Source organism: Serratia sp. D1N4, from assembly GCF_054552755.1.
In genome coordinates this window covers 3,802,683-3,826,888 of sequence record NZ_CM137274.1, presented here as the reverse complement: position 1 = coordinate 3,826,888, position 24,206 = coordinate 3,802,683, and the positions used below count along the sequence as shown (strand labels likewise).

Annotated in this window: 18 protein-coding genes and 6 tRNA genes; 5 read left to right on the top strand and 19 right to left on the bottom strand. The window is 52.8% G+C overall.

The features are described from left to right. Positions 1-66: 66 nt before the first annotated feature. From ybeY to miaB, 4 genes are all read right to left on the bottom strand, one after another. A complete protein-coding gene (ybeY, locus tag ACX1CU_RS17140; protein ID WP_459399457.1) occupies positions 67-540 on the bottom strand; it encodes an rRNA maturation RNase YbeY in 474 nt (157 codons plus the stop codon). Then, on the bottom strand, positions 537-1,592 hold the full coding sequence (locus ACX1CU_RS17135) for a PhoH family protein (protein ID WP_459399456.1): 1,056 nt from the start codon (positions 1,590-1,592) through the stop codon (positions 537-539). The genes ybeY and ACX1CU_RS17135 overlap by 4 nt, the downstream gene beginning before the upstream one ends. A gap of 211 nt (positions 1,593-1,803) precedes the next feature. Next, positions 1,804-2,139, bottom strand: a complete 336-nt coding sequence (locus tag ACX1CU_RS17130) for a zinc ribbon domain-containing protein YjdM (RefSeq protein ID WP_459399455.1) — start codon at positions 2,137-2,139, stop codon at positions 1,804-1,806. 105 nt (positions 2,140-2,244) lie between these two features. Further along, positions 2,245-3,669 carry a tRNA (N6-isopentenyl adenosine(37)-C2)-methylthiotransferase MiaB gene (gene miaB / locus ACX1CU_RS17125; RefSeq protein WP_459399454.1) on the bottom strand — a complete coding sequence of 475 codons (1,425 nt, stop codon included), beginning with the start codon at positions 3,667-3,669 and terminating at the stop codon, positions 2,245-2,247. A 184-nt stretch (positions 3,670-3,853) separates the two neighbouring features. Here miaB and ubiF point away from each other — a divergent pair, with 184 nt between their 5' ends. Further along, the gene (gene ubiF, locus ACX1CU_RS17120; protein WP_459399453.1) at positions 3,854-5,035 is read left to right on the top strand and encodes a 3-demethoxyubiquinol 3-hydroxylase; all 1,182 of its coding nucleotides are present in this window, start codon (positions 3,854-3,856) and stop codon (positions 5,033-5,035) included. A 91-nt stretch (positions 5,036-5,126) separates the two neighbouring features. Here ubiF and ACX1CU_RS17115 read toward each other — a convergent pair. The 11 genes from ACX1CU_RS17115 to nagB form a co-directional block, all read right to left on the bottom strand. Beyond that, positions 5,127-5,201, bottom strand: a tRNA-Gln gene (locus ACX1CU_RS17115). A gap of 15 nt (positions 5,202-5,216) precedes the next feature. Next, positions 5,217-5,293: transfer RNA gene (locus ACX1CU_RS17110), tRNA-Met, on the bottom strand. Between the two features lie 38 nt (positions 5,294-5,331). Continuing rightward, positions 5,332-5,406: transfer RNA gene (locus ACX1CU_RS17105), tRNA-Gln, on the bottom strand. Positions 5,407-5,450: 44 nt separating this feature from the next. Beyond that, positions 5,451-5,525 (bottom strand) — tRNA-Gln (locus tag ACX1CU_RS17100). 30 nt (positions 5,526-5,555) lie between these two features. After that, positions 5,556-5,640: transfer RNA gene (locus tag ACX1CU_RS17095), tRNA-Leu, on the bottom strand. A gap of 7 nt (positions 5,641-5,647) precedes the next feature. Next, positions 5,648-5,724 (bottom strand) — tRNA-Met (locus ACX1CU_RS17090). Positions 5,725-5,942: 218 nt separating this feature from the next. Beyond that, positions 5,943-7,607, bottom strand: a complete 1,665-nt coding sequence (gene asnB / locus ACX1CU_RS17085) for an asparagine synthase B (RefSeq protein WP_459399452.1) — start codon at positions 7,605-7,607, stop codon at positions 5,943-5,945. A 371-nt stretch (positions 7,608-7,978) separates the two neighbouring features. After that, the gene (locus tag ACX1CU_RS17080) at positions 7,979-8,731 is read right to left on the bottom strand and encodes an HAD-IIA family hydrolase (RefSeq protein ID WP_459399451.1); all 753 of its coding nucleotides are present in this window, start codon (positions 8,729-8,731) and stop codon (positions 7,979-7,981) included. Positions 8,732-8,769: 38 nt separating this feature from the next. Next, complete coding sequence (gene nagC, locus ACX1CU_RS17075) at positions 8,770-9,990, bottom strand: DNA-binding transcriptional regulator NagC (RefSeq protein ID WP_459399450.1); 1,221 nt, start codon at positions 9,988-9,990, stop codon at positions 8,770-8,772. A 26-nt stretch (positions 9,991-10,016) separates the two neighbouring features. Further along, the gene (gene nagA / locus ACX1CU_RS17070) at positions 10,017-11,156 is read right to left on the bottom strand and encodes an N-acetylglucosamine-6-phosphate deacetylase (RefSeq protein WP_459399449.1); all 1,140 of its coding nucleotides are present in this window, start codon (positions 11,154-11,156) and stop codon (positions 10,017-10,019) included. Positions 11,157-11,173: 17 nt separating this feature from the next. Beyond that, positions 11,174-11,974 carry a glucosamine-6-phosphate deaminase gene (gene nagB, locus ACX1CU_RS17065; RefSeq protein WP_459402845.1) on the bottom strand — a complete coding sequence of 267 codons (801 nt, stop codon included), beginning with the start codon at positions 11,972-11,974 and terminating at the stop codon, positions 11,174-11,176. A gap of 379 nt (positions 11,975-12,353) precedes the next feature. Between nagB and nagE the strand changes: the two genes are divergently transcribed. The 4 genes from nagE to ACX1CU_RS17045 all read left to right on the top strand — a co-directional run bounded on the left by nagE (position 12,354) and on the right by ACX1CU_RS17045 (position 21,036). Further along, on the top strand, positions 12,354-14,393 hold the full coding sequence (gene nagE, locus ACX1CU_RS17060) for an N-acetylglucosamine-specific PTS transporter subunit IIBC (protein ID WP_459399448.1): 2,040 nt from the start codon (positions 12,354-12,356) through the stop codon (positions 14,391-14,393). 189 nt (positions 14,394-14,582) lie between these two features. Further along, the gene (glnS, locus tag ACX1CU_RS17055; RefSeq protein WP_459399447.1) at positions 14,583-16,247 is read left to right on the top strand and encodes a glutamine--tRNA ligase; all 1,665 of its coding nucleotides are present in this window, start codon (positions 14,583-14,585) and stop codon (positions 16,245-16,247) included. A gap of 580 nt (positions 16,248-16,827) precedes the next feature. Beyond that, positions 16,828-18,216 (top strand): chitoporin ChiP, encoded by a 1,389-nt coding sequence (gene chiP / locus ACX1CU_RS17050; RefSeq protein WP_459399446.1) that lies wholly within the window; start codon positions 16,828-16,830, stop codon positions 18,214-18,216. Between the two features lie 156 nt (positions 18,217-18,372). Then, a complete protein-coding gene (locus tag ACX1CU_RS17045) occupies positions 18,373-21,036 on the top strand; it encodes a beta-N-acetylhexosaminidase (RefSeq protein ID WP_459399445.1) in 2,664 nt (887 codons plus the stop codon). Positions 21,037-21,228: 192 nt separating this feature from the next. Here the strand turns inward: ACX1CU_RS17045 and fur are convergent, their stop codons facing one another. The 4 genes from fur to ybfF form a co-directional block, all read right to left on the bottom strand. Further along, positions 21,229-21,675 (bottom strand): ferric iron uptake transcriptional regulator, encoded by a 447-nt coding sequence (fur, locus tag ACX1CU_RS17040; protein WP_459399444.1) that lies wholly within the window; start codon positions 21,673-21,675, stop codon positions 21,229-21,231. 331 nt (positions 21,676-22,006) lie between these two features. Then, positions 22,007-22,546, bottom strand: coding sequence for a flavodoxin FldA (gene fldA, locus ACX1CU_RS17035; protein ID WP_459399443.1), 540 nt, complete (start codon positions 22,544-22,546; stop codon positions 22,007-22,009). A 263-nt stretch (positions 22,547-22,809) separates the two neighbouring features. Further along, positions 22,810-23,097, bottom strand: a complete 288-nt coding sequence (ybfE, locus tag ACX1CU_RS17030; protein ID WP_459399442.1) for a LexA regulated protein — start codon at positions 23,095-23,097, stop codon at positions 22,810-22,812. Between the two features lie 297 nt (positions 23,098-23,394). Then, complete coding sequence (ybfF, locus tag ACX1CU_RS17025; RefSeq protein WP_459399441.1) at positions 23,395-24,156, bottom strand: esterase; 762 nt, start codon at positions 24,154-24,156, stop codon at positions 23,395-23,397. Positions 24,157-24,206 lie beyond the last annotated feature (50 nt).

Here is a 24,206-nt window from a genome sequence, read left to right as displayed (position 1 = left end):
GTGAATATCACTCATGTCAGAGTTAAGGTAGTCAGCTTCAGCGCCAGATCGGGGCTGATGCTGACGTCAGTTGGGGTCTTTTTCCGCCAGATAAGGGTCTGGATAGCCCATATCTTGCATGATCTCGGTTTCCAAAGACTCCATTTCTTCGGCTTCATCGTCATCAATATGGTCATACCCTAGCAGATGAAGGCTACCGTGAACAACCATATGCGCCCAGTGCGCTTCAAGCTGCTTCTGTTGTTCAATGGCTTCCTGTTCAACCACCTGGCGGCAAATGATCAGATCGCCCAGCAGCGGTAGCTCAATCCCCGGCGGCGCTTCGAACGGGAATGACAGCACGTTGGTAGGCTTATCTTTACCGCGGTAAGTCAGGTTCAACTCATTACTTTCTGCTTCATCCACGATGCGAATGGTGACTTCGGCCTCTTCCTGAAACTGCGGTAGCACGCCCTCTAGCCAACGCTGGAAGGTGGCTTCATCCGGCAGCCCTTGGCTGCTGGCGCAGGCAATTTGTAAATCCAGGATCACCAGGCTCATGGGGCCTCCTGCTCAGAGGCGATATATGCCTCACGTTTACGCTGTTCGGCGACAGCGTCTTTGCGTTTCTGCTCGGCGGCCTCCCAGGCTTCATAGGCGATCACCACACGGGCGACGACCGGGTGGCGCACCACGTCTTCACTGTGGAAGAAGTTAAAGCTGATCTCTTCCACTTCAGACAGCACTTCCACGGCGTGGCGCAGGCCAGATTTCTGGTTGCGCGGCAGATCGATCTGGGTGACATCACCGGTGATCACCGCCTTGGAGTTAAAACCGATGCGCGTCAGGAACATCTTCATCTGTTCGATGGTGGTGTTCTGGCTTTCATCCAGAATAATAAAGGCATCATTCAGGGTGCGGCCGCGCATGTAGGCCAGTGGGGCGACTTCGATCACGTTACGCTCGATCAGCTTTTCCACCCGCTCAAAGCCCAGCATTTCGAACAGGGCGTCATACAGTGGGCGCAGATACGGGTCCACTTTCTGGCTCAGATCCCCTGGCAAAAAGCCCAGTTTTTCACCGGCTTCAACCGCCGGGCGGGTCAGCATGATACGGCGGATTTCCTGGCGCTCCAGCGCATCGACCGCTGCGGCGACCGCCAGATAGGTTTTACCGGTACCCGCCGGGCCAATGCCGAAGGTGATGTCGTGAGCGAAAATATTGGCGACATACTGCGCCTGATTCGGCGTGCGGGGTTTAACCATGCCGCGCTTGGTCTTGATGGTGACCGCTTTGCCGTAATCCGGCACGCTGTCGGCAACCTGCTCCAGCACCCGGCTCTCTTTGATCGCCAGGTGGATCTGTTCCGGGTCGATATCCGGGATCACACCGCGGATCGGGGCGGTATCCACATACAGATGGCGCAGGATATCGGCGGCGGCAACCACGCACAGGTTTTTACCGACCAGCTTGAAGCGGTTGTCACGGCGATTGATTTCGATCCCCAACCGGCGTTCGAGCTGTTTGATGTTGTCATCAAACGGGCCGCACAGGCTCAGCAGGCGCTGGTTGTCTGCGGGCTCTAACAGGATTTCTTGTGTTGCGACGTTCAAACTATTCCTCAAGGCTCACACAGGGCCTGGTTGATGTCACGTAACGTGTTTTCAGCACGCGCGTTCAAGGCAAACCCCGAACGCTGTTTCTTGAATTATTCATGGTGTACCGCATGGGCGCAAGTCTACCCGGATCTATCTGTGCGCCAAGAGGAGAATTCAAGGGGGAAATGATGGGGCCAATGAGTTTGGCCCTTGAAATCGGCAGGAATCAGTTCTTCTTCACAAACTCGGATTTCAGCTTCATCGGGCCAAAGCCATCGATTTTGCAGTCGATATTGTGATCGCCTTCCACCAGACGGATGTTTTTCACTTTGGTGCCGATCTTCAGCATAGAAGAGCTGCCTTTAACTTTCAGATCCTTGATTACGGTCACCGCATCGCCATCGGCCAGCAGATTGCCGTTGGCATCTTTGACGATCAGAGTATCTGCGTCTTCTGCCGGGGCACTGTCGCTCCACTCGTGGGCGCATTCAGGGCAGATGAACATCTCGTTGTCCTGATAGGTATATTCGGAGTTGCACTTCGGGCAGTGTGGGAGTTGCATTATTGTATTGCCTCATCATCAAAATAAAAAAATCGCCGGGCAAAGACAGCCCGGCAGAGAAAAAGGGTTGCCGAGCAGAACAGGCTGCCCGGTATTAGCATGGTATCAAGGCTGGTAGGTGCCTACACCCAGTTCATTTTCCTTACGGGTACGTGCGATCACCGCCTGGGGTGACTCATGCACGCGCAGATCCATCTGTTGTTCGGTGCGGACGAGGGTACCGCGCAGTGAATTGGCCAGCACTTCGGTAATTTCGACATCAACAAACTGGCCGACCATCTCCGGCGAGCCTTCGAAGTTGACCATGCGATTGCACTCGGTACGGCCAGCCAGATGCATCACGCTTTTGCGCGATGTGCCCTCCACCAGTATACGCTGTACGGTGCCGACCAGACGGCGGCTGAATTCTAATACCTGCTGATGAATACGATCTTGCAGGATATACAGCCGCTGTTTTTTCTCTTCTTCGCTGATATCGTCAGGCAGATCGGCGGCAGGTGTGCCAGGGCGCGATGAATAGATAAAGCTGAAGCTGTTATCGAACTTCACTTCGGCGATCAGATTCATGGTCTGTTCGAAATCGGCCTGGGTTTCGCCAGGGAAGCCGATAATAAAGTCGGAACTGATCTGAATATTGGGCCGCACTTTACGCAACTTGCGGATAATGGCTTTGTATTCCAGCGCAGTATGCGAGCGTTTCATCATGGTCAGAATACGATCTGAACCGCTCTGCACCGGCAGATGCAGGAAGCTCACCAGCTCTGGCGTGTCTTCATACACCGCAATAATATCATCGGTGAATTCGATCGGATGGCTGGTGGTGAAGCGGATGCGGTCAATACCGTCGATCGTAGCAACCAGGCGCAGCAGTTCGGCAAAGGAGCAGATCCCGCCATCGTAGGTTGCGCCACGATAGGCGTTAACGTTCTGGCCGAGCAGGTTCACTTCGCGCACGCCCTGAGCGGCCAATTGGGCGATCTCAAACAGCACGTCATCGCTCGGTCGGCTGACTTCTTCACCACGGGTGTAAGGCACCACGCAGAAGGTGCAGTATTTGTTGCAGCCTTCCATGATCGAGACAAAAGCGGTTGGCCCTTCGGCACGGGGTTCCGGCAAGCGGTCAAACTTCTCGATTTCCGGGAAGCTGATATCCACGATCGGGCTGTGCGTCCCTTTGACGTGGTTGATCATCTCCGGCAGGCGGTGCAGCGTCTGTGGGCCAAAAATGATGTCGACACAGGGCGCACGTTTGCGGATATGTTCGCCTTCCTGCGAGGCGACACAGCCCCCTACGCCGATAATCAGCTCTGGATTCTTCTCTTTCAGCAGCTTCCAGCGGCCCAGCATACCGAAAACTTTTTCCTGCGCTTTCTCACGAATCGAGCAGGTATTCAGCAGCAACACGTCCGCTTCTTCAACGTTATCAGTCCATTCGTAACCGTGTGTGCTTCCCAGTAGATCGGCCATCTTGGATGAGTCGTACTCATTCATCTGGCAACCCCAGGTTTTGATATGCAGTTTTTTCATCATTGATTTGCCATTACTCAGTGCGAAGAGAAAATTGCGTTAAGCGCTATGCAGGAGAGGTATTGTAAACATTTGCTGCGGTTGTGACCAGCAGAGCGACCTGAAGCCAAATTAAAAATCCGTTACACTGGCGGGAAATGTCGTAACCGGTCGGGCGGCGCTCAATTAATCGAAAAGTATGGCCAAAATGAAGACTTCGCAAAAACGGGTTGATGTGGTGGTGGTCGGCGGCGGTATGGTCGGTGCGGCGGCGGCCTTGGGGTTGGCGCAGGCCGGATTATCTGTTGCATTGCTGGAGCATCAGGCTCCCGATGCGTTTGATGCGCAAAGCCCGCCGGATCTGCGTATTTCCGCTATCGGCTGCACTTCTGTGGGCTTATTGAAACAGCTCGGTGCTTGGCAGGCGGTGGAAAAGATGCGTTTGGCACCCTATCGCCGGTTGGAAACCTGGGAGTGGGAATCCTCACGGGTGGCGTTTGATGCGGCATCGCTCGGGTTGCCAGAGCTGGGTTTTATGGTCGAGAACCGCATTTTGCAGTTGGCGCTGTGGCAGCAATTGGAACAGTGCGAGAATCTGACGCTCCATTGCCCGGCCAGGCTGCAATCGATGCAACATGCCCAAGACCATTGGCAAGTGACGTTAAGCTCGTCTGAGACCTTACAGGCGCGTTTGGTGATAGGGGCGGACGGGGCGCACTCGCAGGTACGCAAACTGGCGGCGATTGGCACCAGTGGCTGGCAATACCGTCAGTCCTGCATGTTGATCACCGTGGAAACCGGCGCGCCGCAGCAGGATGTGACCTGGCAGCAGTTTTTCCCTTCTGGCCCGCGTGCTTTCTTACCCTTATACCATCAGTGGGCTTCTCTGGTGTGGTACGACAGCCCAGCGCGCATCCGTCAGCTACAGGCTTTGCCACTGGAGCAGCTTGAGCGTGAAATTGCTGCGGCTTTCCCGGCGCGGTTAGGGGCGGTGAAAGTGCATGCGGCCGGATCTTTCCCTCTGGTGCGCAGTCATGCGCAGCGCTACATACAACCAGGGCTGGTATTGCTGGGTGATGCCGCCCATACCATCAATCCGTTGGCCGGGCAGGGGGTTAATTTGGGGTACCGGGATGTGGATGCGTTGTTGGATGTGATCAGCAGTGCCCGTGAGCTGGGGGAAGATTGGGCCAGCGAAGCGGTATTGATGCGCTATCAGCGCCGTCGGCGTACCGATAACCTGCTGATGCAAAGCGGTATGGATCTGTTTTATACCGCCTTCAGCAACAATCTGGCTCCGCTGGGCGTGGCGCGTAATCTGGCGCTGATGGTGGCGCAGCGGGCGGGCAAGCTGAAGGAGCATGCGCTGAAATATGCGTTGGGGTTGTGATCTTCTGTCGGTAAGGCTCAGCACGGCTGGGCCAGCCAATTGTTCAGGCACAAAAAAGCAAAAAGCCCGCCGAAGCGAGCTTTTCTGAATTTGGCTGGGGTGCCAGGATTCGAACCTGGGTATGCTGGTATCAGAAACCAGAGCCTTACCGCTTGGCGACACCCCAATAGAGCAAACTACATGGTGGCTACGACGGGATTTGAACCTGTGACCCCATCATTATGAGTGATGTGCTCTAACCAACTGAGCTACGTAGCCATTTTCACTACTTGTACCGATAAGTCAATGTGCTTGTATGGCTGGGGTACCTGGATTCGAACCAGGGAATGCTGGTATCAAAAACCAGTGCCTTACCGCTTGGCGATACCCCAATAACACAATCAACTTTTTATACAGCTCCCCATCCTGAAAGAGATGGCTGGGGTACCTGGATTCGAACCAGGGAATGCCGGTATCAAAAACCGGTGCCTTACCGCTTGGCGATACCCCACCTGCTGTTACACAACGTGATGAAAGAAAATGGTGCGGGAGGCGAGACTTGAACTCGCACACCTTGCGGCGCTAGAACCTAAATCTAGTGCGTCTACCAATTTCGCCACTCCCGCAAAAAGATGGTGGCTACGACGGGATTCGAACCTGTGACCCCATCATTATGAGTGATGTGCTCTAACCAACTGAGCTACGTAGCCATCTTTTTTCGCGCAACCTTCATCGGCGTTGCGGGGCGCATTATGCGTATATGGTCGTTTTGCGTCAACAAGTTTTTTCCCGAAAAAGCACCTGAACGTCTCGTTTGTCTGGGTTGTGAACAGGTTGGCGACAAAACCAGCAATTAAGGCAATTAATGCGTGAAAACAGCAACAAAAAGGCGGGCCTGAGGCCCGCCGAGGGTAAAAAAGATCAAGATCTACTTATAGGCCGACTGGTGAACGCCCACGGCACGGCCGGACGGGTCGTCCATCTTTTTGAAAGATTCATCCCATTCAATGGCTTTTGCTGACGAACAAGCCACAGACGGGCCGCCAGGAACGCATTCAGCCGCGCTTGGCAGTGGGAACAGTTCTTCGAAAATCTCGCGGTACAGGTAGCCTTCTTTCGAGCTTGGCGTGTTGTACGGGAAACGGAAACGTGCGGTTTCAAGCTGTTGGTCGCTGATCTGCTGGGCAGCCACTTCTTTCAGCGTATCGATCCAACTGTAACCTACGCCATCGGAGAACTGCTCTTTCTGGCGCCAGGCGACGCTGGCTGGCAGGTAGGATTCAAAACACTGGCGGATTATGTGTTTTTCCATTTTGCCGTTGCCGCACATTTTGTCTTTCGGGTTGATGCGCATGGCCACATCGAGGAAGTTTTTATCCAGGAACGGAACGCGGGCTTCTACGCCCCAGGCCGACATGGCTTTGTTGGCACGGGCACAGTCATACATATGCAGCGCCAGCAGCTTACGCACGGTTTCCTCGTGGAATTCTTTGGCATTCGGCGCTTTATGGAAGTACAGATAGCCACCGAATACTTCATCAGCGCCTTCGCCGGACAGCACCATTTTGATCCCCATTGCCTTGATTTTACGCGACATCAGGTACATCGGCGTTGAGGCACGGATGGTGGTCACATCGTAGGTTTCGATGTGGTAAATCACGTCACGGATCGCATCCAGCCCTTCCTGCACCGTAAAGTGAATTTCATGGTGTACGGTGCCAAGATGGTTAGCCACTTCTTGGGCGGCACGCAGGTCTGGTGAACCTTCCAGGCCGACGGCAAAGGAGTGCAACTGCGGCCACCAGGCTTCGCTGCGCTCGTCATCTTCCACGCGGCGTGCGGCATATTTCTTGGTAATGGCAGAAATCACCGAAGAATCCAGACCGCCGGAGAGCAGCACACCGTAAGGCACGTCGGACATCAGATGGCTCTTCACCGCCTCTTCCAGCGCGTTACGCAGCGCGTTGGCATCGGTTACGTTGTCTTTGACGTTTTCATAGTCAAACCAATCACGCTGATAGTATTCACGGATCTCCCCGTCCTGACTCCACAGGTAGCTACCGGCCGGGAACTCTTTGATGCTGCGGCATACCGGCACCAGCGCTTTCATTTCAGAAGCAACAAACAGGTTGCCATGCTCGTCATGGCCCATATACAGCGGGATGATGCCAAGATGGTCGCGGCCAATCAGGTAAGCATCTTTTTCTGTGTCATACAGTGCAAAGGCGAACATACCCTGCAGGTCATCGAGGAAGTCCGGGCCTTTTTCCTGGTACAGCGCCAGAATCACTTCGCAATCGGAACCGGTCTGGAATTCATAGCGATCGCCCAGTTGCTGGCGCAGCGCCTGGTGGTTGTATATTTCACCGTTGACGGCCAAAACATGGGTGTGCGCAGCGTTATACAGCGGTTGGGCACCATTATTGACGTCGACAATCGACAGGCGCTCATGCACCAGAATGGCTTTATCGCTTGCATAGACGCCGGACCAGTCCGGGCCGCGATGGCGCATCAGGCGAGACAGTTCCAGCGCTTTTTTACGCAGTTCAACCGGATCGGACTTCAGATCGAGCACACCGAAAATAGAACACATACAAACTCTCCTAACGACTTTTCTTGGGCTGTGATGTTGATGTACGGCATTACCGTTTTATCAAGGATAGTGCGGTTTTATTGCCTTCTGATGATGAAAATGCGTCAAAACCTGAGGAAGATGCAAGCGTTTTAACGTTGCGTTGAAAAATAGTCATTCAGATGCTCTCGAAAATTAGCGGATCTTCAGTTTTAGGCTTAAAAAGTGAGTGAATGTGTAATTTTTAAGGTGATACGGGGATTCCGCTGGAAATTTTCGCCAATCTATTGAGTAGATTCTAGGCCATAGCTAACAAGGTTGTAGCGTGAAAAACGCAGAGGGGCTTTGGGGGGGCGAAAATGACCGGGCGGCTGAGATGGCCGCCCTGGAGATTAGAAAATATTGATATCTGCCACCGAAGGGAAGATATAACTCGGGCGGAACGGCATGGTTTCGACATCATTCAAGGTGGAAACACCGGATAACACCAGAATGGTTTCCAACCCGGCCTGGAAGCCGGCCAAAATATCGGTGCGCAGGTTGTCACCGACAATCACGGTTTCTTCAGAGTGAGCCTGTAGTTTGTTCAGCGCGGCGCGGATAATCCATGGGCTCGGTTTACCCACGTAAAAAGGTTTACGCCCGGTGATCTTTTCGATCGGCGCGCACAGCGCTCCGCAGGCAGGCACAAATCCGTGGCCGTGGGTGTCTGGGTTGGTAGCGATAAACCGCGCGCCATTGTTCACGAAGTAGGCCGCTTTATGCATCATATCCCAGTTGTACGAGCGCGTTTCACCGACGATGACGAAATCCGGGTTGATATCGGTAATGGTAAAACCGGCTTTGTACAGTTCGTGAATCAGTGCGCCTTCACCAATCACATAGGCTTTTTTACCTTCCTGTCGACGCAGGAAATCGGCGGTGGCCATGGCCGAGGTATAAAACGCGCTTTCCGGCACGTCCAGCCCGGCGGCGGCAAAGCGATTGGCCAGATCCTGCGCAGTCTGCGACGGGTAGTTGGTTAGCATCACCAGCGGCATACCCTTTTCCTGAATGCGAGCCAGGAACAAATCGGCACCAGGAACGGCGGTGTTGTCGTGCATCAGCACGCCGTCGATGTCACATATTACGTTTTTAATCATCATTGTTGCTGTTTCTCTTGATTGACTTACCGGAGGGCGGTTCAGCTTTCCAGCAGCCGCTGTAAGAGCACACCATTGAGCATGGCCCGTTTGGCCAGAGCGAAAGCGCCGATCGCCGAGCGATGATTGAGTTCTGAGGTGACCACCGGCAGATTTTTGCGGAAATCCTTCAACACTTGAGTATTGATGCAGCTTTGGATCGCTGGCAACAACACTTTGTCGGCTTCGGTAATATCACCGGCAATCACCACTTTTTGTGGGTTGAACAGGTTGATGGCGATCGCCACCGCTTTACCCAGATAGCGGCCAACGTGTTCGATCACTTCACTTGCCAGCAAATCACCACGGTTAGCCGCTTTGCAGATGGCGGCGACGCTACAGTCGTCCAGCGTCAGTTTGCTCGGGTAGCCCTGTGCCAGCAGATGGCGCACGCGCTGCTCGATCGCTGCGTTAGAGGCTACGGTTTCCAGGCAACCAAAATTGCCGCAGTGACAGCGTTCGCCGAGGGGATCGATCTGAATATGGCCGATCTCGCCGACGTTGCCATTATTACTCAGGAAGATTTGACCATGGACGATAATCCCGGCACCGGTACCGCGGTGCAAACGCACCAGAATGGAGTCTTCACAATCCCGCGTGGCACCGAAGTAATGCTCCGCCAGCGCCAGGCTGCGAATGTCATGGCCGACAAAACTGGTGACGTTGAAGCGTTGCTGAAGGTTATCCACCAGCGTCCAGTTATTGACGCTGATGTGCGGCATGTAGTGCACCACGCCCTTGGACGGAGCGACTAAGCCGGGCAGGACAACGGTGATGGCGATCAGCTCGCGCAGCTTGCGCTGGTAGCTGTCAATAAACTGCTCAATCGCGTTGAACAGTGCGTTTTCCAGTGTCTCCTGGGTGCGCTCCGGCAGCGGATAGTGCTCCTCGCCCAGCGATTTTCCGCTCATGTCATACAGCGTAATGGTGGCATCATGTCGGCCAAGGCGCACGGCGACGGTATGGAACTGGCGGGTTTCGGAGACAATGGAAATGGCACGGCGGCCGCCGGTGGAGGCTTGCTGATCAACTTCTTTGATCAGCCCGCGCTCCAACAGCTGACGAGTAATTTTAGTGACGCTGGCGGGGGCAAGCTGGCTGAGTTCAGCAATCTGAATCCGCGAGATCGGGCCTTGTTGGTCGATCAGGCGGTAAACGGCTGCGCCGTTAAGTTGTTTGACTAAGTCAACGTTTCCTATTTGTGCCTGTCCGCCAGTGCTCATCAATAATTTTACTCTCTGTCTATGAGTTAAACCTCGTTACCGTTAACGAAGGTTTTTGTGATCTGGTAATCACGGGTAAATGCGGTCAGGTTTGCCACCTTACCGGCTTCGATCGTGCCTAAGCGTCGTGCAACGCCAATGGCGCGCGCTGGATACAGCGTGGCCATACGCAGCGCTTCGTCCAGTGCGATACCTACGTGTTCTACACTGTTCTGCACCGCTTCGATCATGGTCAATGCGGAACCACTTAGGGTACCGTTTTCATCAACGCATAATCCATCACGATAGTATATTGTTTTTCCAGCGAAAATAAATTGGTCAATATCCGCGCCTGCGGGTGCGGTGGCATCGGTAACCAGAACCAATTTATCATCTTTTACCCGTTTGGCGTTACGGATACTCGCCCAGGCGACGTGGTGCCCATCGGCAATAATGCCGGTATAGACCTCAGGCGTGTCGAAAATAGCGCCCATCAGGCCGGGTTCACGCCCGGTAATATACGGCATGGCGTTGTACAGATGCGTGGCGAAGGTGATGCCCGCCGCGAAACCGATACGTGCCTGATCGTAGGTGGCGTTTGAATGACCGGCGGAAACCACGATACCGGCCTGGGTCAATTGCTTGATGAAGTGAGGCTCAACCATTTCCGGTGCCAGCGTCACTTTGGTAATCACGTCTGCGTTGGCACACAGGTAGTCGATCATCTCGCTGGTCGGTTTGCGGATAAACGCCGGGTTGTGCGTCCCTTTCTTGACCGGGCTCAGGTATGGCCCTTCCAGATGCAGGCCAAGTGCCTGATTTGGATTATTCTTCAAATAAGCGCGCATCACGTTGATGCCGTGCTTCATAAAGTCGTCGCTACAGGTGATCAGCGTGGGCAGATAACTGGTACAGCCCGATTTCTCATTGGCACGCTGCATGATTTCCAGCGTGGTTTCCGAGATGGCTTCCAACGAGTCGTTGAATTGCACGCCGCCACAGCCATTAAGCTGAACGTCAATAAAACCGGGGGCTAGGATGGCACCACCCAGATCGCGCGTTTCAATACCCGCAGGCAGTTCAGCCAGCGGACAGACCCGTTCAATCAGACCATCAGCAATCACTACCGCATGGTTATCAAGCACGTCTAGGCCGGTAAAAATCCGGCATTGGGTTAAAGCGAACATGTAGCCCCCTGCAAAAATTAAAGACTATTAACGCTTTCCGCTTCTAATTCACGGAAATATTTAACGGTTTTCACCTTGAGTTCCATGGTGGAAGGCTCATCGCAGACCACGACGGATTTCGCGTGCAACTGCAGGCAGCTGATGGTCCACATGTGGTTGACACAGCCTTCCACGGCGGCTTCCAGTGCTTGTGCCTTGCCACGGCCGGTGACCAGGATCATCACTTCTTCCGCATCCAGCAGAGTGCCGACGCCTACGGTCAGGGCGTATTTTGGTACCTGGCTGACGTCGCCGTCAAAGAAGCGAGAGTTGGCGATGCGGGTTTCTTCCGTCAGCGTTTTGATGCGAGTACGTGAAGACAGGGAAGAGGCTGGTTCGTTAAAGGCAATGTGCCCGTCGACGCCCACGCCGCCCATGAACAGGTGGACTTTACCATAGGACTTGATTTTGGCTTCGTACTGGCGGCACTCTTCGTCCACGTCTGGCGCATTGCCGTTCAGCAGATTGATATTTTCGCTTGGGATATCAACATGATTAAAGAAGTTGCTGTACATAAAGGTATGATAGCTTTCAGGGTGCTCCTGCGGTAAGCCAACATATTCATCCATGTTGAAGGTGACCACGTGCTTAAAGCTGACTTCCCCTGCTTTGTGCATGGCAATCAGGTGTTTGTAGGCTTCAAGCGGGGTACCACCGGTCGGCAGACCAAGTACAAATGGGCGATCGGCCGTTGGCTGGAACGCATTAATACGCTGGACGATATGGCGTGCAGCCCATTTGCCGACTTGTGCAGTATCTTTCAGTGGGATAAGTCTCATCATACACCTCTTAGTAAAATAAACTGTGGCTATACTGTGATGGGTCAGAGCTGGAGTCATAAGCGTAACCCAGCTTTGCGAAGCTCGCGTTAAACGTCAGCGCCCTTTGATTTTTTGAATGATAAAATAAGTTTTGTGCGATGGCTAGCAATGTGGCAGCTTAAGACTGCTTTTTGGTGATGTAAATCACAAAAAAGGAGGTTTTAATTTGCGATACGAAATAATTTTTTTACACTCCGCATTAAGAGAATGTATCCCACCGTTAATCCGGTTGAGATACGGTCTGTTAGGTACCATGCGTTGTTTATTTCTAAAAAGGTAGTGAGTTTTCTCAATAAACTACTAATAGGGTCCGTCCGCGGACGAATAGGGGGAAAAGGTGAACATTCTTAGTTATTTGCAAAAGGTAGGCCGGGCCTTGATGGTTCCGGTCGCCACGTTGCCTGCTGCTGCCATTTTGATGGGCGTCGGGTACTGGATTGACCCTATTGGCTGGGGCGGTGACAATGCCTTCGCAGCTTTATTAATCAAATCTGGGGCAGCCATCATCGACAATATGGCGGTGCTGTTTGCCGTCGGTGTGGCTTATGGTATGTCAAAAGACAAAGACGGTGCTGCTGCGCTGACCGGTTTTGTCGGTTTTCTGGTATTAACCACCCTATGTTCACCGGGTGCCGTGGCAATGATCCAGAAAATCCCAGTCGATCAGGTGCCTGCTGCGTTCGGTAAAATTCAGAACCAGTTCGTCGGTATTCTGGTGGGGATCATCTCAGCCGAGGTTTACAACCGTTTCAGCGGAGTTGAGCTGCCGAAGGCGCTGTCGTTCTTCAGCGGCCGTCGTCTGGTGCCGATCCTGATCTCGTTCCTGATGATCCTGGTCGCTTTCATCATGATGTACGTCTGGCCGGTAGTCTTCAGTGGCCTGGTGAACTTCGGTGAGCACATTCAGAAATTAGGTTCTACTGGCGCGGGTATCTACGCGTTCTTCAACCGTCTGTTAATCCCGGTGGGTCTGCACCATGCGCTGAACTCCGTATTCTGGTTTGACGTTGCCGGTATTAACGACATTCCTAACTTCCTGGGTGGCCAGCAGTCAATCGAATCCGGTAAAGGTATCGTCGGTATTACCGGCCGCTACCAGGCGGGCTTCTTCCCAATCATGATGTTCGGCTTGCCGGGTGCGGCATTGGCGATTTATCACTGTGCCCGTCCTGAGAACAAAGCCAAAGTGCTGGGGATTATGCTGGCAGGGGCTTTTGCGTCCTTCTTTACCGGTATCACCGAACCGCTGGAATTCTCCTTCATGTTCGTGGCTCCGGTGCTGTATGTGATTCACGCCGTGCTGACCGGTATCTCCGTGTTCATCGCTGCCAGTATGCAGTGGATTTCTGGCTTCGGCTTCAGTGCAGGTCTGGTGGATATGATGCTGTGGGTACGTAACCCGCTGGCAACCCACTGGTATATGCTGATCCCACAAGGTCTGGTGTTCTTCGTTATCTACTACGTGATATTCCGTTTCACTATTAACAAATTCAACCTGATGACCCCAGGCCGTGAACTGGCTGTTGCCGGTGACGAAACCGACGGTTATGACGTGAATGTGAATAGCGACGCAGGTAAAGACGAAAATGAAACCACAGCATTGGCTCGTCGCTATGTTGGGGCGATCGGTGGTTCTGAAAACCTGACCGGTATTGATGCCTGTATCACTCGTCTGCGTCTGAATGTGAAAGACTCTGCACTGGTTAACGATGCCGTTGCCAAACGCCTGGGTGCTTCCGGTGTGATCCGTCTGAACAAGCAAAGCGTGCAGGTTATCGTCGGTACCCGTGCCGAACTGATTGCCAGCGCTATGCGCAATATCGTGGCCGCAGGCCCGGTAGCCGCAGCCACTACGGCACCTGCCGCTGTTGCAGCAGCAGAAGTGAAGCCGCAGGCGGTGCCTAACGCGCAGAAAGCCTCTTTCCAGGTGCTGGTAGCGCCGGTAACCGGTGACGTTGTGGCACTGGACCAGGTACCTGACGAAGCTTTCGCCAGCAAAGCGGTGGGTGATGGTGTGGCGATTCGCCCAACCGACAAAACCGTGGTAGCGCCAGCCGATGGCACCGTGGTGAAGATTTTCAACACCAACCATGCTTTCTGCCTGGAAACCGACAAAGGCGCGGAAATTGTGGTGCACATGGGCATCGACACCGTGGCGCTGAATGGCCAGGGCTTTAAACGCCTGGTGGAAGAGGGGGCAGAAGTGAAAGCAGGTCAGCCGATTCTGGAAATGGATCTGGAATACCTGAACGCTAATGCGCGCTCGATGATCAGCCCAGTGGTGGTCAGTAATGCGGATGATTACGCAGGCCTGACGGCGCTGGCAACCGGCCATGTGGTGGCTGGCCAGACCAAATTGTTCGAGATTCAAAAATAAGCCTGTTTTCCCCGAGTCATTTCGGGTGTTAAACCAGTCATAATCTTGGCGGGAAAAGAGCGATCTTTTCCCGCTTTTTTGTTTTTGTACGGTGCAGCCTATTTTCGTGAAACTAACGGTTGTTTCCAGACGTGGCTTGTTGGAGTATAGGGGGTTATGTGTAGCGTTTTGCATTAGAGGAATAGTGATATGAGTGAGGCAGAAGCCCGCCCAACCAATTTTATCCGTCAGATCATTGATGAAGATCTGGCGTCAGGGAAGCATACGTCGGTACAGACCCGTTTCCCACCGGAGCCGAATGGTTATTTGCATATTGGCCATGCGAAATCTATCTGCCTGAACTTTGGCATTGCGCAGGATTACCAAGGCAAGTGTAACCTGCGTTTCGATGACACCAACCCGGCAAAAGAAGACATCGAATATGTTGATTCGATCAAACACGATGTGGAGTGGTTAGGGTTCAAGTGGAGCGGCGATGTCCGTTACTCTTCCGACTATTTCGATCAACTGCATCAGTATGCGGTTGAACTGATCGGCAAAGGCTTGGCCTATGTCGACGAACTGACGCCTGAGCAGATCCGTGAGTATCGCGGCACCCTGACCGCGCCGGGTAAAGACAGCCCTTACCGCAACCGCTCGGTGGAAGAGAACCTGGCGTTGTTCGAAAAAATGCGCAACGGCGAGTTTGCCGAGGGCAGCGTTTGCCTGCGTGCCAAGATCGATATGGCCTCACCTTTCATTGTGATGCGCGATCCGGTGATCTACCGCATCAAGTTTGCCGAGCACCATCAGACCGGCAACAAATGGTGCATCTACCCGATGTATGATTTCACCCACTGCATTTCCGATGCGTTGGAAGGGATCACCCATTCGCTGTGTACGCTGGAGTTCCAGGATAACCGTCGCCTGTACGACTGGGTGCTGGATAACATCACTATTGCGTGCCACCCACGCCAGTATGAGTTCTCGCGCCTTAATCTTGAGTACGCCATCATGTCAAAGCGCAAGCTGAGCCTGCTGGTGAGCGAAAAGGTAGTGGAAGGTTGGGATGACCCGCGTATGCCGACCGTTTCCGGCTTGCGCCGCCGTGGCTACACCGCCGCGTCTATCCGCGAGTTCTGCCAGCGTATCGGTGTGACCAAACAGGACAACAACGTCGAGATGATGGCGCTGGAATCCTGTATTCGTGACGATCTCAATGAGAATGCCCCACGGGCCATGGCCGTGCTGGATCCGGTAAAAGTGATCATTGAGAACATGACGGATGATGTGCAGATGGTCACCATGCCTCACCATCCGAACAAGCCTGAAATGGGCAGCCGCGAAGTACCGTTCAGCCGTGAAGTGTATATCGATCGTGCCGACTTCCGTGAAGAAGCCAACAAGCAGTACAAGCGCCTGGTGTTGGGTAAAGAAGTTCGCCTGCGTAATGCCTATGTGATTAAGGCCGAGCGTGTAGAGAAAGATGCTGCGGGTGAAATCACCACCATCTTCTGTACCTACGATCCTGAGACGTTAAGCAAGGATCCGGCAGATGGCCGCAAGGTGAAAGGCGTGATCCACTGGGTGTCTGCGGCACACGCGCTGCCAGCGGAAATCCGTCTGTATGACCGTTTGTTCAGCGTCGCCAACCCGGCTGCGGCAGAGGATTTCTTGGCTACCATCAACCCGGAATCGCTGGTGATTAAGCAGGGCTTTGTTGAGCCAAGCCTGGCGGCGGCACAGCCAGAGAAAGCCTATCAGTTTGAACGTGAAGGCTATTTCTGTGCTGACAGCCGTTACTCTTCAGCAGAGAATCTGGTGTTTAACCGTACCGTTGGCCTGCGTGATACCTGGGCTAAAATGGGCGAATAAACGCTGATTTTGTCACTGTTTTAAAGCGCAGCTCAGGCTGCGCTTTTTTATTGATTGAAATAACGTGTTTTTCATTGGTAGCGCTCCATCTTTTCACTGATAACTTGGCATTATCTTTTCTCTTTTGCTATGAAACCCCCTGATTTTGATGTTTTTCACTGCTTGTATAACTTCATCCTGTATATTCGCGATGCAAATTAATATCATTTGTAGAGCGCTCTCATTTTTTTATAAATATTTGTTCATGTTAGGATGAAACCATTCTTTTCATGATGATTTTACTGGGATATCAGTAATTATTCTGATTTTATTGAATTTTTTATTCAAAAATGAGCAATGCTCATTCGTGTAACAAAATCTCATCAATATGTGCTCCTTGTCATACTTTAACAATTCTATCTCACTTTTCATTTGATAATTCGCGTCGCGAAAAATAGTCTAGCGCTAGCAATAAAGCTGGGTGGAGTTTTCTCCTATCAGCAGAACTTTTACCCGATTGGGTTTTTATTAGCGGCCGTTCAGGGCAGTGGTGAACACTGGCGGACGCACTTTTAACGTCAAGTCAAAGAGGAATTTTCTTATGGGTATGCACGGTGCTCAGCGTAAAACGTTGGTACTCGCTATCGCGGGTGCGTTATTAGGAACTGGATTTACCATGGCGCCTGAAGCGCAAGCTGCCGGATTCATTGATGACTCTACGCTGACTGGCGGAGTTTATTACTGGCAACGCCAGCGCGATCGCAAAGACGTTGAGACCGGTGAGTTCAAAACCAACCTTTCCCACTCAACGTGGAATGCTAACCTCGATTTCACGTCTGGCTATGCGGCCGACATGTTTGGTATCGATGTGGCGGCATTTACCGCCATCGAAATGGCAGAGTCGAGTGAAAGTGGCCACCCTAACGAAATCGCCTTCTCCAGCCGTAATCGTACCTATGATGAAGATTACTCCGGCGATAAAAGCGGTATCAGCCTGTATAAGGCCGCCGGTAAGTTCAAATATGGCCCGATGTGGGCTCGTGCCGGTTATATCCAGCCAAGCGGCCAGACGTTGCTGGCTCCACACTGGAGCTTAATGCCTGGCACCTACCAAGGGGCCGAGGCCGGTGCCAACTTTGACTACGGTGACTCCGGTGCTCTGAGCTTCTCCTACATGTGGACCAACAGGTATAAAGCGCCTTGGCATCTCGAGTTGGATGATTTCCGTCAGAACGATCGCAACACTCGCGTTTCCTACCTGCATTCATTGGGCGCCAAGTACGACTTCAAAAACGATCTGGTGCTGGAAGCCGCTTTCGGTCAGGCACAGGGGTATGTGAATCAGTATTTCACCAAAGCCTCTTACAAATTTGATGTTGCAGGCAACCCACTGACCACCAGCTATCAGTTCTACGGCGCTGAAGATCGTATCAGTGACAGCCGCGACCCTAACAGCATTTATGATGGCCTGGCCTGGTTGCAGGCGCTGACCTTCGGTTATACCACCGGTCAGTTCAACTGGCGCCTGGAAGGCACCATGGTCAAGGCTGAGGGCAACCAGGGCTTCTTCCTGCAGCGTATGACCCCGACTTATGCCTCTTCCAACGGCCGTCTCGATATCTGGTGGGATAACCGTTCCGATTTCAACGCCAACGGTGAAAAAGCAGTTTACGGCGGCGTGATGTATGACCTGAGCAAGTGGGATATTCCTGGCATGTCGGTCGGTGCCTCTTACGTTTATGCCTGGGACGCGAAGCCAAGCACTAACCCGATTTACGATCAGAGCCAGCGCCTGAGAGAGAGCGCTTATAGCCTGGATGCGGCCTATACCCTGCAGGATGGTCGTGCCAAAGGCACGTCGTTCAAACTGCACTTCACGCAATACGGCAACCACTCAGACCTGCCTAGCTGGAGCGGTGGTTACGGCAATATTTTCCAGGATGAGAGAGACGTTAAGTTCATCGTTATTGCCCCATTCACTATCTTCTAATGCTTTCCCCGGTGGCCATGCTGCCGGGGAAATAACGCTTTAAAAGCGAATCTGCTACCGCCTGCTGCTAAAGCAAAGATGCTTTTAGACGGCACGCCGCAAAAAATCTGGCAAGAGATTCGCGATAACAACAACTGATTACCTAAGAGGTTGAAGATGAACAAGTTCAAGATGAGTGCTCTCGCAGCCCTGACGGCCACCGTCGGGCTATTTGGCAGCGTGGGTTCAGCCATGGCTAACCAGCAGGTTGTTGATCAACTCAGCCAGCTGAAAGTGAATCTGAAGATGCTGGACAACCGTGCTGCTGATAATGGCGTTGACTGCGCCAAGCTGGGTGCCGATTGGGCATCTTGCAATAAGGTGTTGATCACGCTGGCCAACGATGGTCAGGAAATCAAAGATAAAGACTGGGCAATTTATTTCCACAGCCCGCGTCAGACGCTGAAAGTGGATAACGAACAGTTCAAGATTACCCATATCACTGGCGATCTGTACAAGCTGGAACCTACCGACAAATTCACCAGCTTCCCGGCCAAGCAGGCCGTTGAAATTCCGATTATTGCCGAATACTGGCAGGTGTTCCACAGTGATTTCTTACCGCGCTGGTATGCCACTTCAGGCGATGCCAAGCCTAAGATCCTGACGAATACCGATACCGAAGATGTGAACCAGTTTGTTACCCCGTTCACCGGTGATCAGTGGAAGCGCACCAAGGACGACCATAACATTCTGATGGTGCCAGAAAGCCGTTTCACCAAGAATCAGGATCTGAAAGTGCTGCCAGCGGCAGCATTGCGCGGCCAGATCATCCCTACGCCGATGGAAGTTAACATTCATAAGCATGATGTTGACCTGAGCAAAGGCGTTACCTTGGATCTGAGCGCTTTGGCCAAGCCAGCGGCAGATGCGGCAGCCAAGCGCTTTGAACTGCTGGGCGTTGCAAACCAGGCTGGTGGTTATCCGATCAAAACCGATATTCAGCCGGGCGCATTTAAAGGCGATCTGGCAGTTTCCGGCGCTTACCAACTGAAGATTGGCGAGAAAGGAGCCGTGATCACCGGCTTCGATCAGGCCGGGGTGTTCTATGGTCTGCAATCCATTCTGTCGCTGATCCCAACCGACGGCAGCAAGAAGATCGCCACACTGGATGCCAAAGATGCACCGCGTTTCCAATACCGTGGCATCTTCCTGGACGTTGCGCGTAACTTCCACCATAAAGATGCGGTGCTGCGTCTGTTGGATCAGATGGCTGCCTATAAGCTGAATAAATTCCATTTCCACCTGACGGATGATGAAGGCTGGCGTATTGAGATCCCAGGCTTGCCGGAACTGACCGAGGTGGGTGGGCAGCGTTGCCATGACCTGAGTGAAACCACCTGCCTGCTGCCGCAATACGGTTCAGGCCCAGAACCGCACGGTGGTTTCTTCTCCCGTCAGGACTACATCGATATCGTTAAATATGCTCAGGCGCGCCAGATTGAAGTGATCCCTGAGATCGACATGCCTGCACATGCCCGCGCTGCGATTGTTTCTATGGAAGCGCGCTACAAGAAACTGCTGGCCGAAGGCAAAGAGAAAGAGGCGAATGAGTTCCGCCTGGTGGATCCGACCGATACCTCTAATACCACTTCAGTGCAGTATTTTAACCGTCAGAGCTACCTGAACCCGTGCCTGGATTCATCCAAAAACTTTGTTGATAAAGTGATTGGTGAAGTCGCCCAGATGCACAAAGAAGCCGGTCAGCCACTGCAAACCTGGCACTTTGGTGGGGATGAAGCGAAGAACATCCGCTTGGGTGCTGGTTATACCGATGTGAAGAAGCCGGAAGCGGGCAAGGGCATTCTTGATCTGAGCAAAGAAGATAAACCTTGGGCCAAGTCTGAGGTTTGTCAGGCGATCATCAAAGACGGCAAAGTGGAAGATATGGAACACTTGCCGAGCTACTTCGGGCTGGAAGTTAGCCAACTGGTGAAAGCGCACGGCATTGACAGAATGCAGGCGTGGCAGGATGGTTTGAAAGATGCCAAAGACGCGAAAGCTTTCGCGACTAAGAATGTCGCGGTGAACTTCTGGGATACCCTGTACTGGGGCGGTTTCGACTCGGCTAACGACTGGGCGAACAAGGGTTATGACGTTGTACTTTCCAATCCAGATTACGTTTACATGGACTTCCCATATGAAGTGACCCCGGAAGAGCATGGTTACTACTGGGGCACCCGCTTCAGCGATGAGCAGAAGATCTTCAGCTTCGCGCCAGACAACCTGCCGCAAAACGCCGAAACTTCGGTTGACCGTGATGGTAACCACTTCACTGCCAAGAGCGACAAACCATGGCCGGGTGCTTATGGTCTTTCAGCCCAGCTGTGGAGTGAGGTTGTGCGTACCGATCAGCAAATGGAATATATGATTTACCCACGAGCGCTGTCTGTTGCGGAACGTGCTTGGCACCGTGCGAGTTGGGAACAGGACTATAAAGCTGGCCGTGAATACAAAGGTGGCGAAACCCATCAGGTCGATACCAAGGCGCTGGAAAAAGACTGGCTGCACTTTGCCAACCTGATCGGGCAACGTGAGTTGGCCAAGCTGGATAAAGGTGGCGTGAGCTACCGCTTGCCAGTTCCGGGGGCTCGCGTTGTCGATGGCAAACTGGAGGCTAATATCGCCTTGCCAGGTCTGGGGATTGAATATTCTACCGATGGTGGCAAACAGTGGCAGCGCTATGACGATCGGGCTCGCCCGGCCGTTGCGGGTGATGTTCAAATCCGTGCAGTCAGCCCGGATGGTAAACGCTTCAGCCGTGCCGAGCCGGTAAAAGCCTAAGCCAAAACTCAGCCCATCTGCGTGTCGGCGGATGGGCTGCAGGTGAAGTCCCGTGTCAGAGAGAAGTGCTACAAGAGAGTGTAATATTTGGCGTTATCATTGTCCCCGGCCTGTCCGGGGATTTTTTATCTGCAAGTTACAGGCACAAAAAAACCGCCATCAAGGCGGTTTCTCATTTCTGGCAGGCCAGAGTTATCGCTTATCGTGCAGCGTATCGTTTTCGCGGCAATCACCAACCTCACAATGGCCGTACAAGTACAGGCTGTGATTGGTGAGCTTGATACCGTGCTGTTTGGCGATATCGCGCTGACGTACTTCGATAGGCTCGTCGCTGAACTCGATCACTTTGCCACAGTCCAGGCAAATCAGGTGGTCGTGATGATGTTGCTGGGTCAGTTCGAACACGGATTTACCGCCTTCAAAATTGTGACGAGTCACAATGCCTGCGTCATCAAACTGGTTCAGCACGCGGTAAACCGTTGCCAAGCCAATTTCTTCACCCATATCTATCAGTTTTTTGTACAGATCTTCCGCACTGACGTGATGGCATGCCGGATCCTGCAAGACTTCCAGGATTTTGAGTCGCGGAAGCGTGACTTTTAAGCCGGCCTTCTTCAATGCGTTATTGTTGTCAGTCATGCGGATTCAGTCCTGTTACTATGCTAATCAAGTTGAGGCGTTTTAGCCTATGGCATCGGTCGGCACAAAGAGTTAATTGCGTCTCATTATAGAACCGCTTGCCCTAAATAGAAACCGTCGGTCGTTAACAAAGGTATATCTGCGCTGTTGCATAGGGTACATGCAACGTCTTGATGATGGATGGGATAAACCGATGCCGCAGTTTACCCTGATGGTGCGGGAAGTTACAGACTTGTTGCTTCTATTACTCTAATCCGCGATACCGATAGCAGCCCTGTAGCCAATACTATGCGCTTTGCAGGGCTTTTGTACAATATCTGGAAAGGGGTACTTAGCCGACGATGTCAGCCAGGCTCAGCTCTTCGCTGATTTGTTTGACCCAGGCATCTACGCGTTCGTTGGTCAACTCAGGCTGACGATCTTCGTCAATGGCCAAGCCGACAAAGTGATGGTCGTCTGCCAAGCCTTTAGAGGCTTCGAAGTGGTAACCTTTGGTTGGCCAGTGGCCGACGATCGCAGCACCGCGTGGTTCAATGATGTCACGGATGGTACCCATCGCATCGCAGAAATATTCTGCATAGTCTTCTTGGTCACCACAACCAAACAGCGCCACCAGCTTGCCGTTGAAGTCAATATCTTCCAGCGTTGGGAAGAAGTCATCCCAGTCACACTGGGCTTCACCGTAATACCAGGTTGGGATGCCGAGCAGCAGGATGTCGAAAGCTTCCAGATCTTCTTTACTGCTCTTGGCAATGTCGTGAATTTCAGCCACGTCTTTGCCATATTTTTGCTGAAGATTTTTCTGGATCATCTTGGCAATGTTTTCGGTATTGCCAGTGTCGCTGCCAAAGAAAATGCCTACATGAGCCATATTGCAGATAACCTTTTTAATTCAGTGGATATACCTTCGGAGTTCGCGGGTTGCTTACCTGCAACGTCGAGCCTTTTGGGTATCGTCTTACGTAAGATCAAGGCAAGAGTTCAGCGTGGATACTCTCTCTTACCGGTAAATATCTATCATGCCAGAAATGTGCTCTGGGGTTTTATCGCATTTATGCGATGCCGGGGAATCACTACAAGCGGTGTTGATCCGGCGTCATCCTTAACGCCAAGCCGCGCGTGCGGCTGAAGAGATCATGACTCTGGCTGCTCTTCCGCCAGTTTTGCCAGCAGCATTTGCTCAATCAATTCGCTGCGGCTGATGTTGCGCTGGTCCGCCAGTTTGTTCAGAGCATCCACGGCGTCTGCGTTGATTTTCAGCTCCACACGCCGTAATCCACGCACTTTGTCACGCCGTAGCTGATTCCGCTTATTGATTCTAAGCTGTTCATCACGGGAGAGCGGGTTGGTTTTCGGGCGCCCTGGACGGCGTTCATCTGCGAACAGATCCAGCGTCGTGCGATCCGTTTGTTCTTTTGCCATTGTTGCGGACTACTGCAAGGGAGTTTGCATCAGAAAGCGTTTTCACACTTCCAGACGGTTCAGTTAACACCATTCGGGCCAATAAACCCTAAGCCAAAATTTACCCCCAGCCAGGCGATGATTTGCACGTTGGACAGGGCGGCAAAATTATATCCCGCAGGATCCAAGCTATAGCAGCTTGAAAGACGTCGGAAATAGCGCGCCATATTACCCCAGCAGATAGAGCAACGACAATGCTTAACTTAGCCAAAAACGCGCTAACTCGTTCTCTCTAGCGCGTTTTTTCACCACTTTGTTTCAGGCTTCATCTAGAAAGCGGTGGATGGCCCTTAGCACTGCGTCCGGTTTCTCCGCATGAACCCAATGGCCGGTGCCTGCGACGACGTAAGCTCGAGCCTGCGGGAATTGGCGGGCAATATCTTCGCGGTATTCATCCTGCACATAAGGCGAAAGCCCACCGCGGATAAATAGCGTTGGATGTGGCCAAGAGGGGACATTCTGCCAGCCGATAATGCTGTCGTATTGTGCGATCAATACCGGCAGGTTGAAGCGCCAGGTTCCGGCATGAAAAGACTTCAGCAGGAACTGGATCACGCCTTCTTCATCCAGATATTCGCGCATCAGCTGTGCTGCCGGTTGCCGTTGGCTAATACCGGCATCGGTGACCGCTTGCAGAGCAGCAAAAATCTTGTCGTGGCGGCGGGTGTCATAAGCCACCGGGGCGATATCGATCACGATCAGCCGTTCAATTCGCTCGGGGGCTATTGCGGTCAGCGCCATGGCGGCTTTACCGCCCATTGAATGGCCGATGACGATAACCTTATCCAACTGCAAGTCATCCAACAGCGTCAGCAGGTCTTGCGCCATCGCCGGGTAGGTCATCTCTTCGGCGCGCGGCGAAAGCCCATGATTGCGCAGATCGACCTTGATCACCGTATGCCGCTGATTCAGATCGCGTGCCAGTATGCCAAGGTTATCCAGGTTGCCGAACATTCCGTGGATCAGCACCACCGGTAGTGTCGGTGCCTCGGCCGCCAAGAGTTGATAATGTAATTTCATGGTGAGTTCGCGATTTAAAGACATTGGGTCAGGGTATCATGCACAGGTAG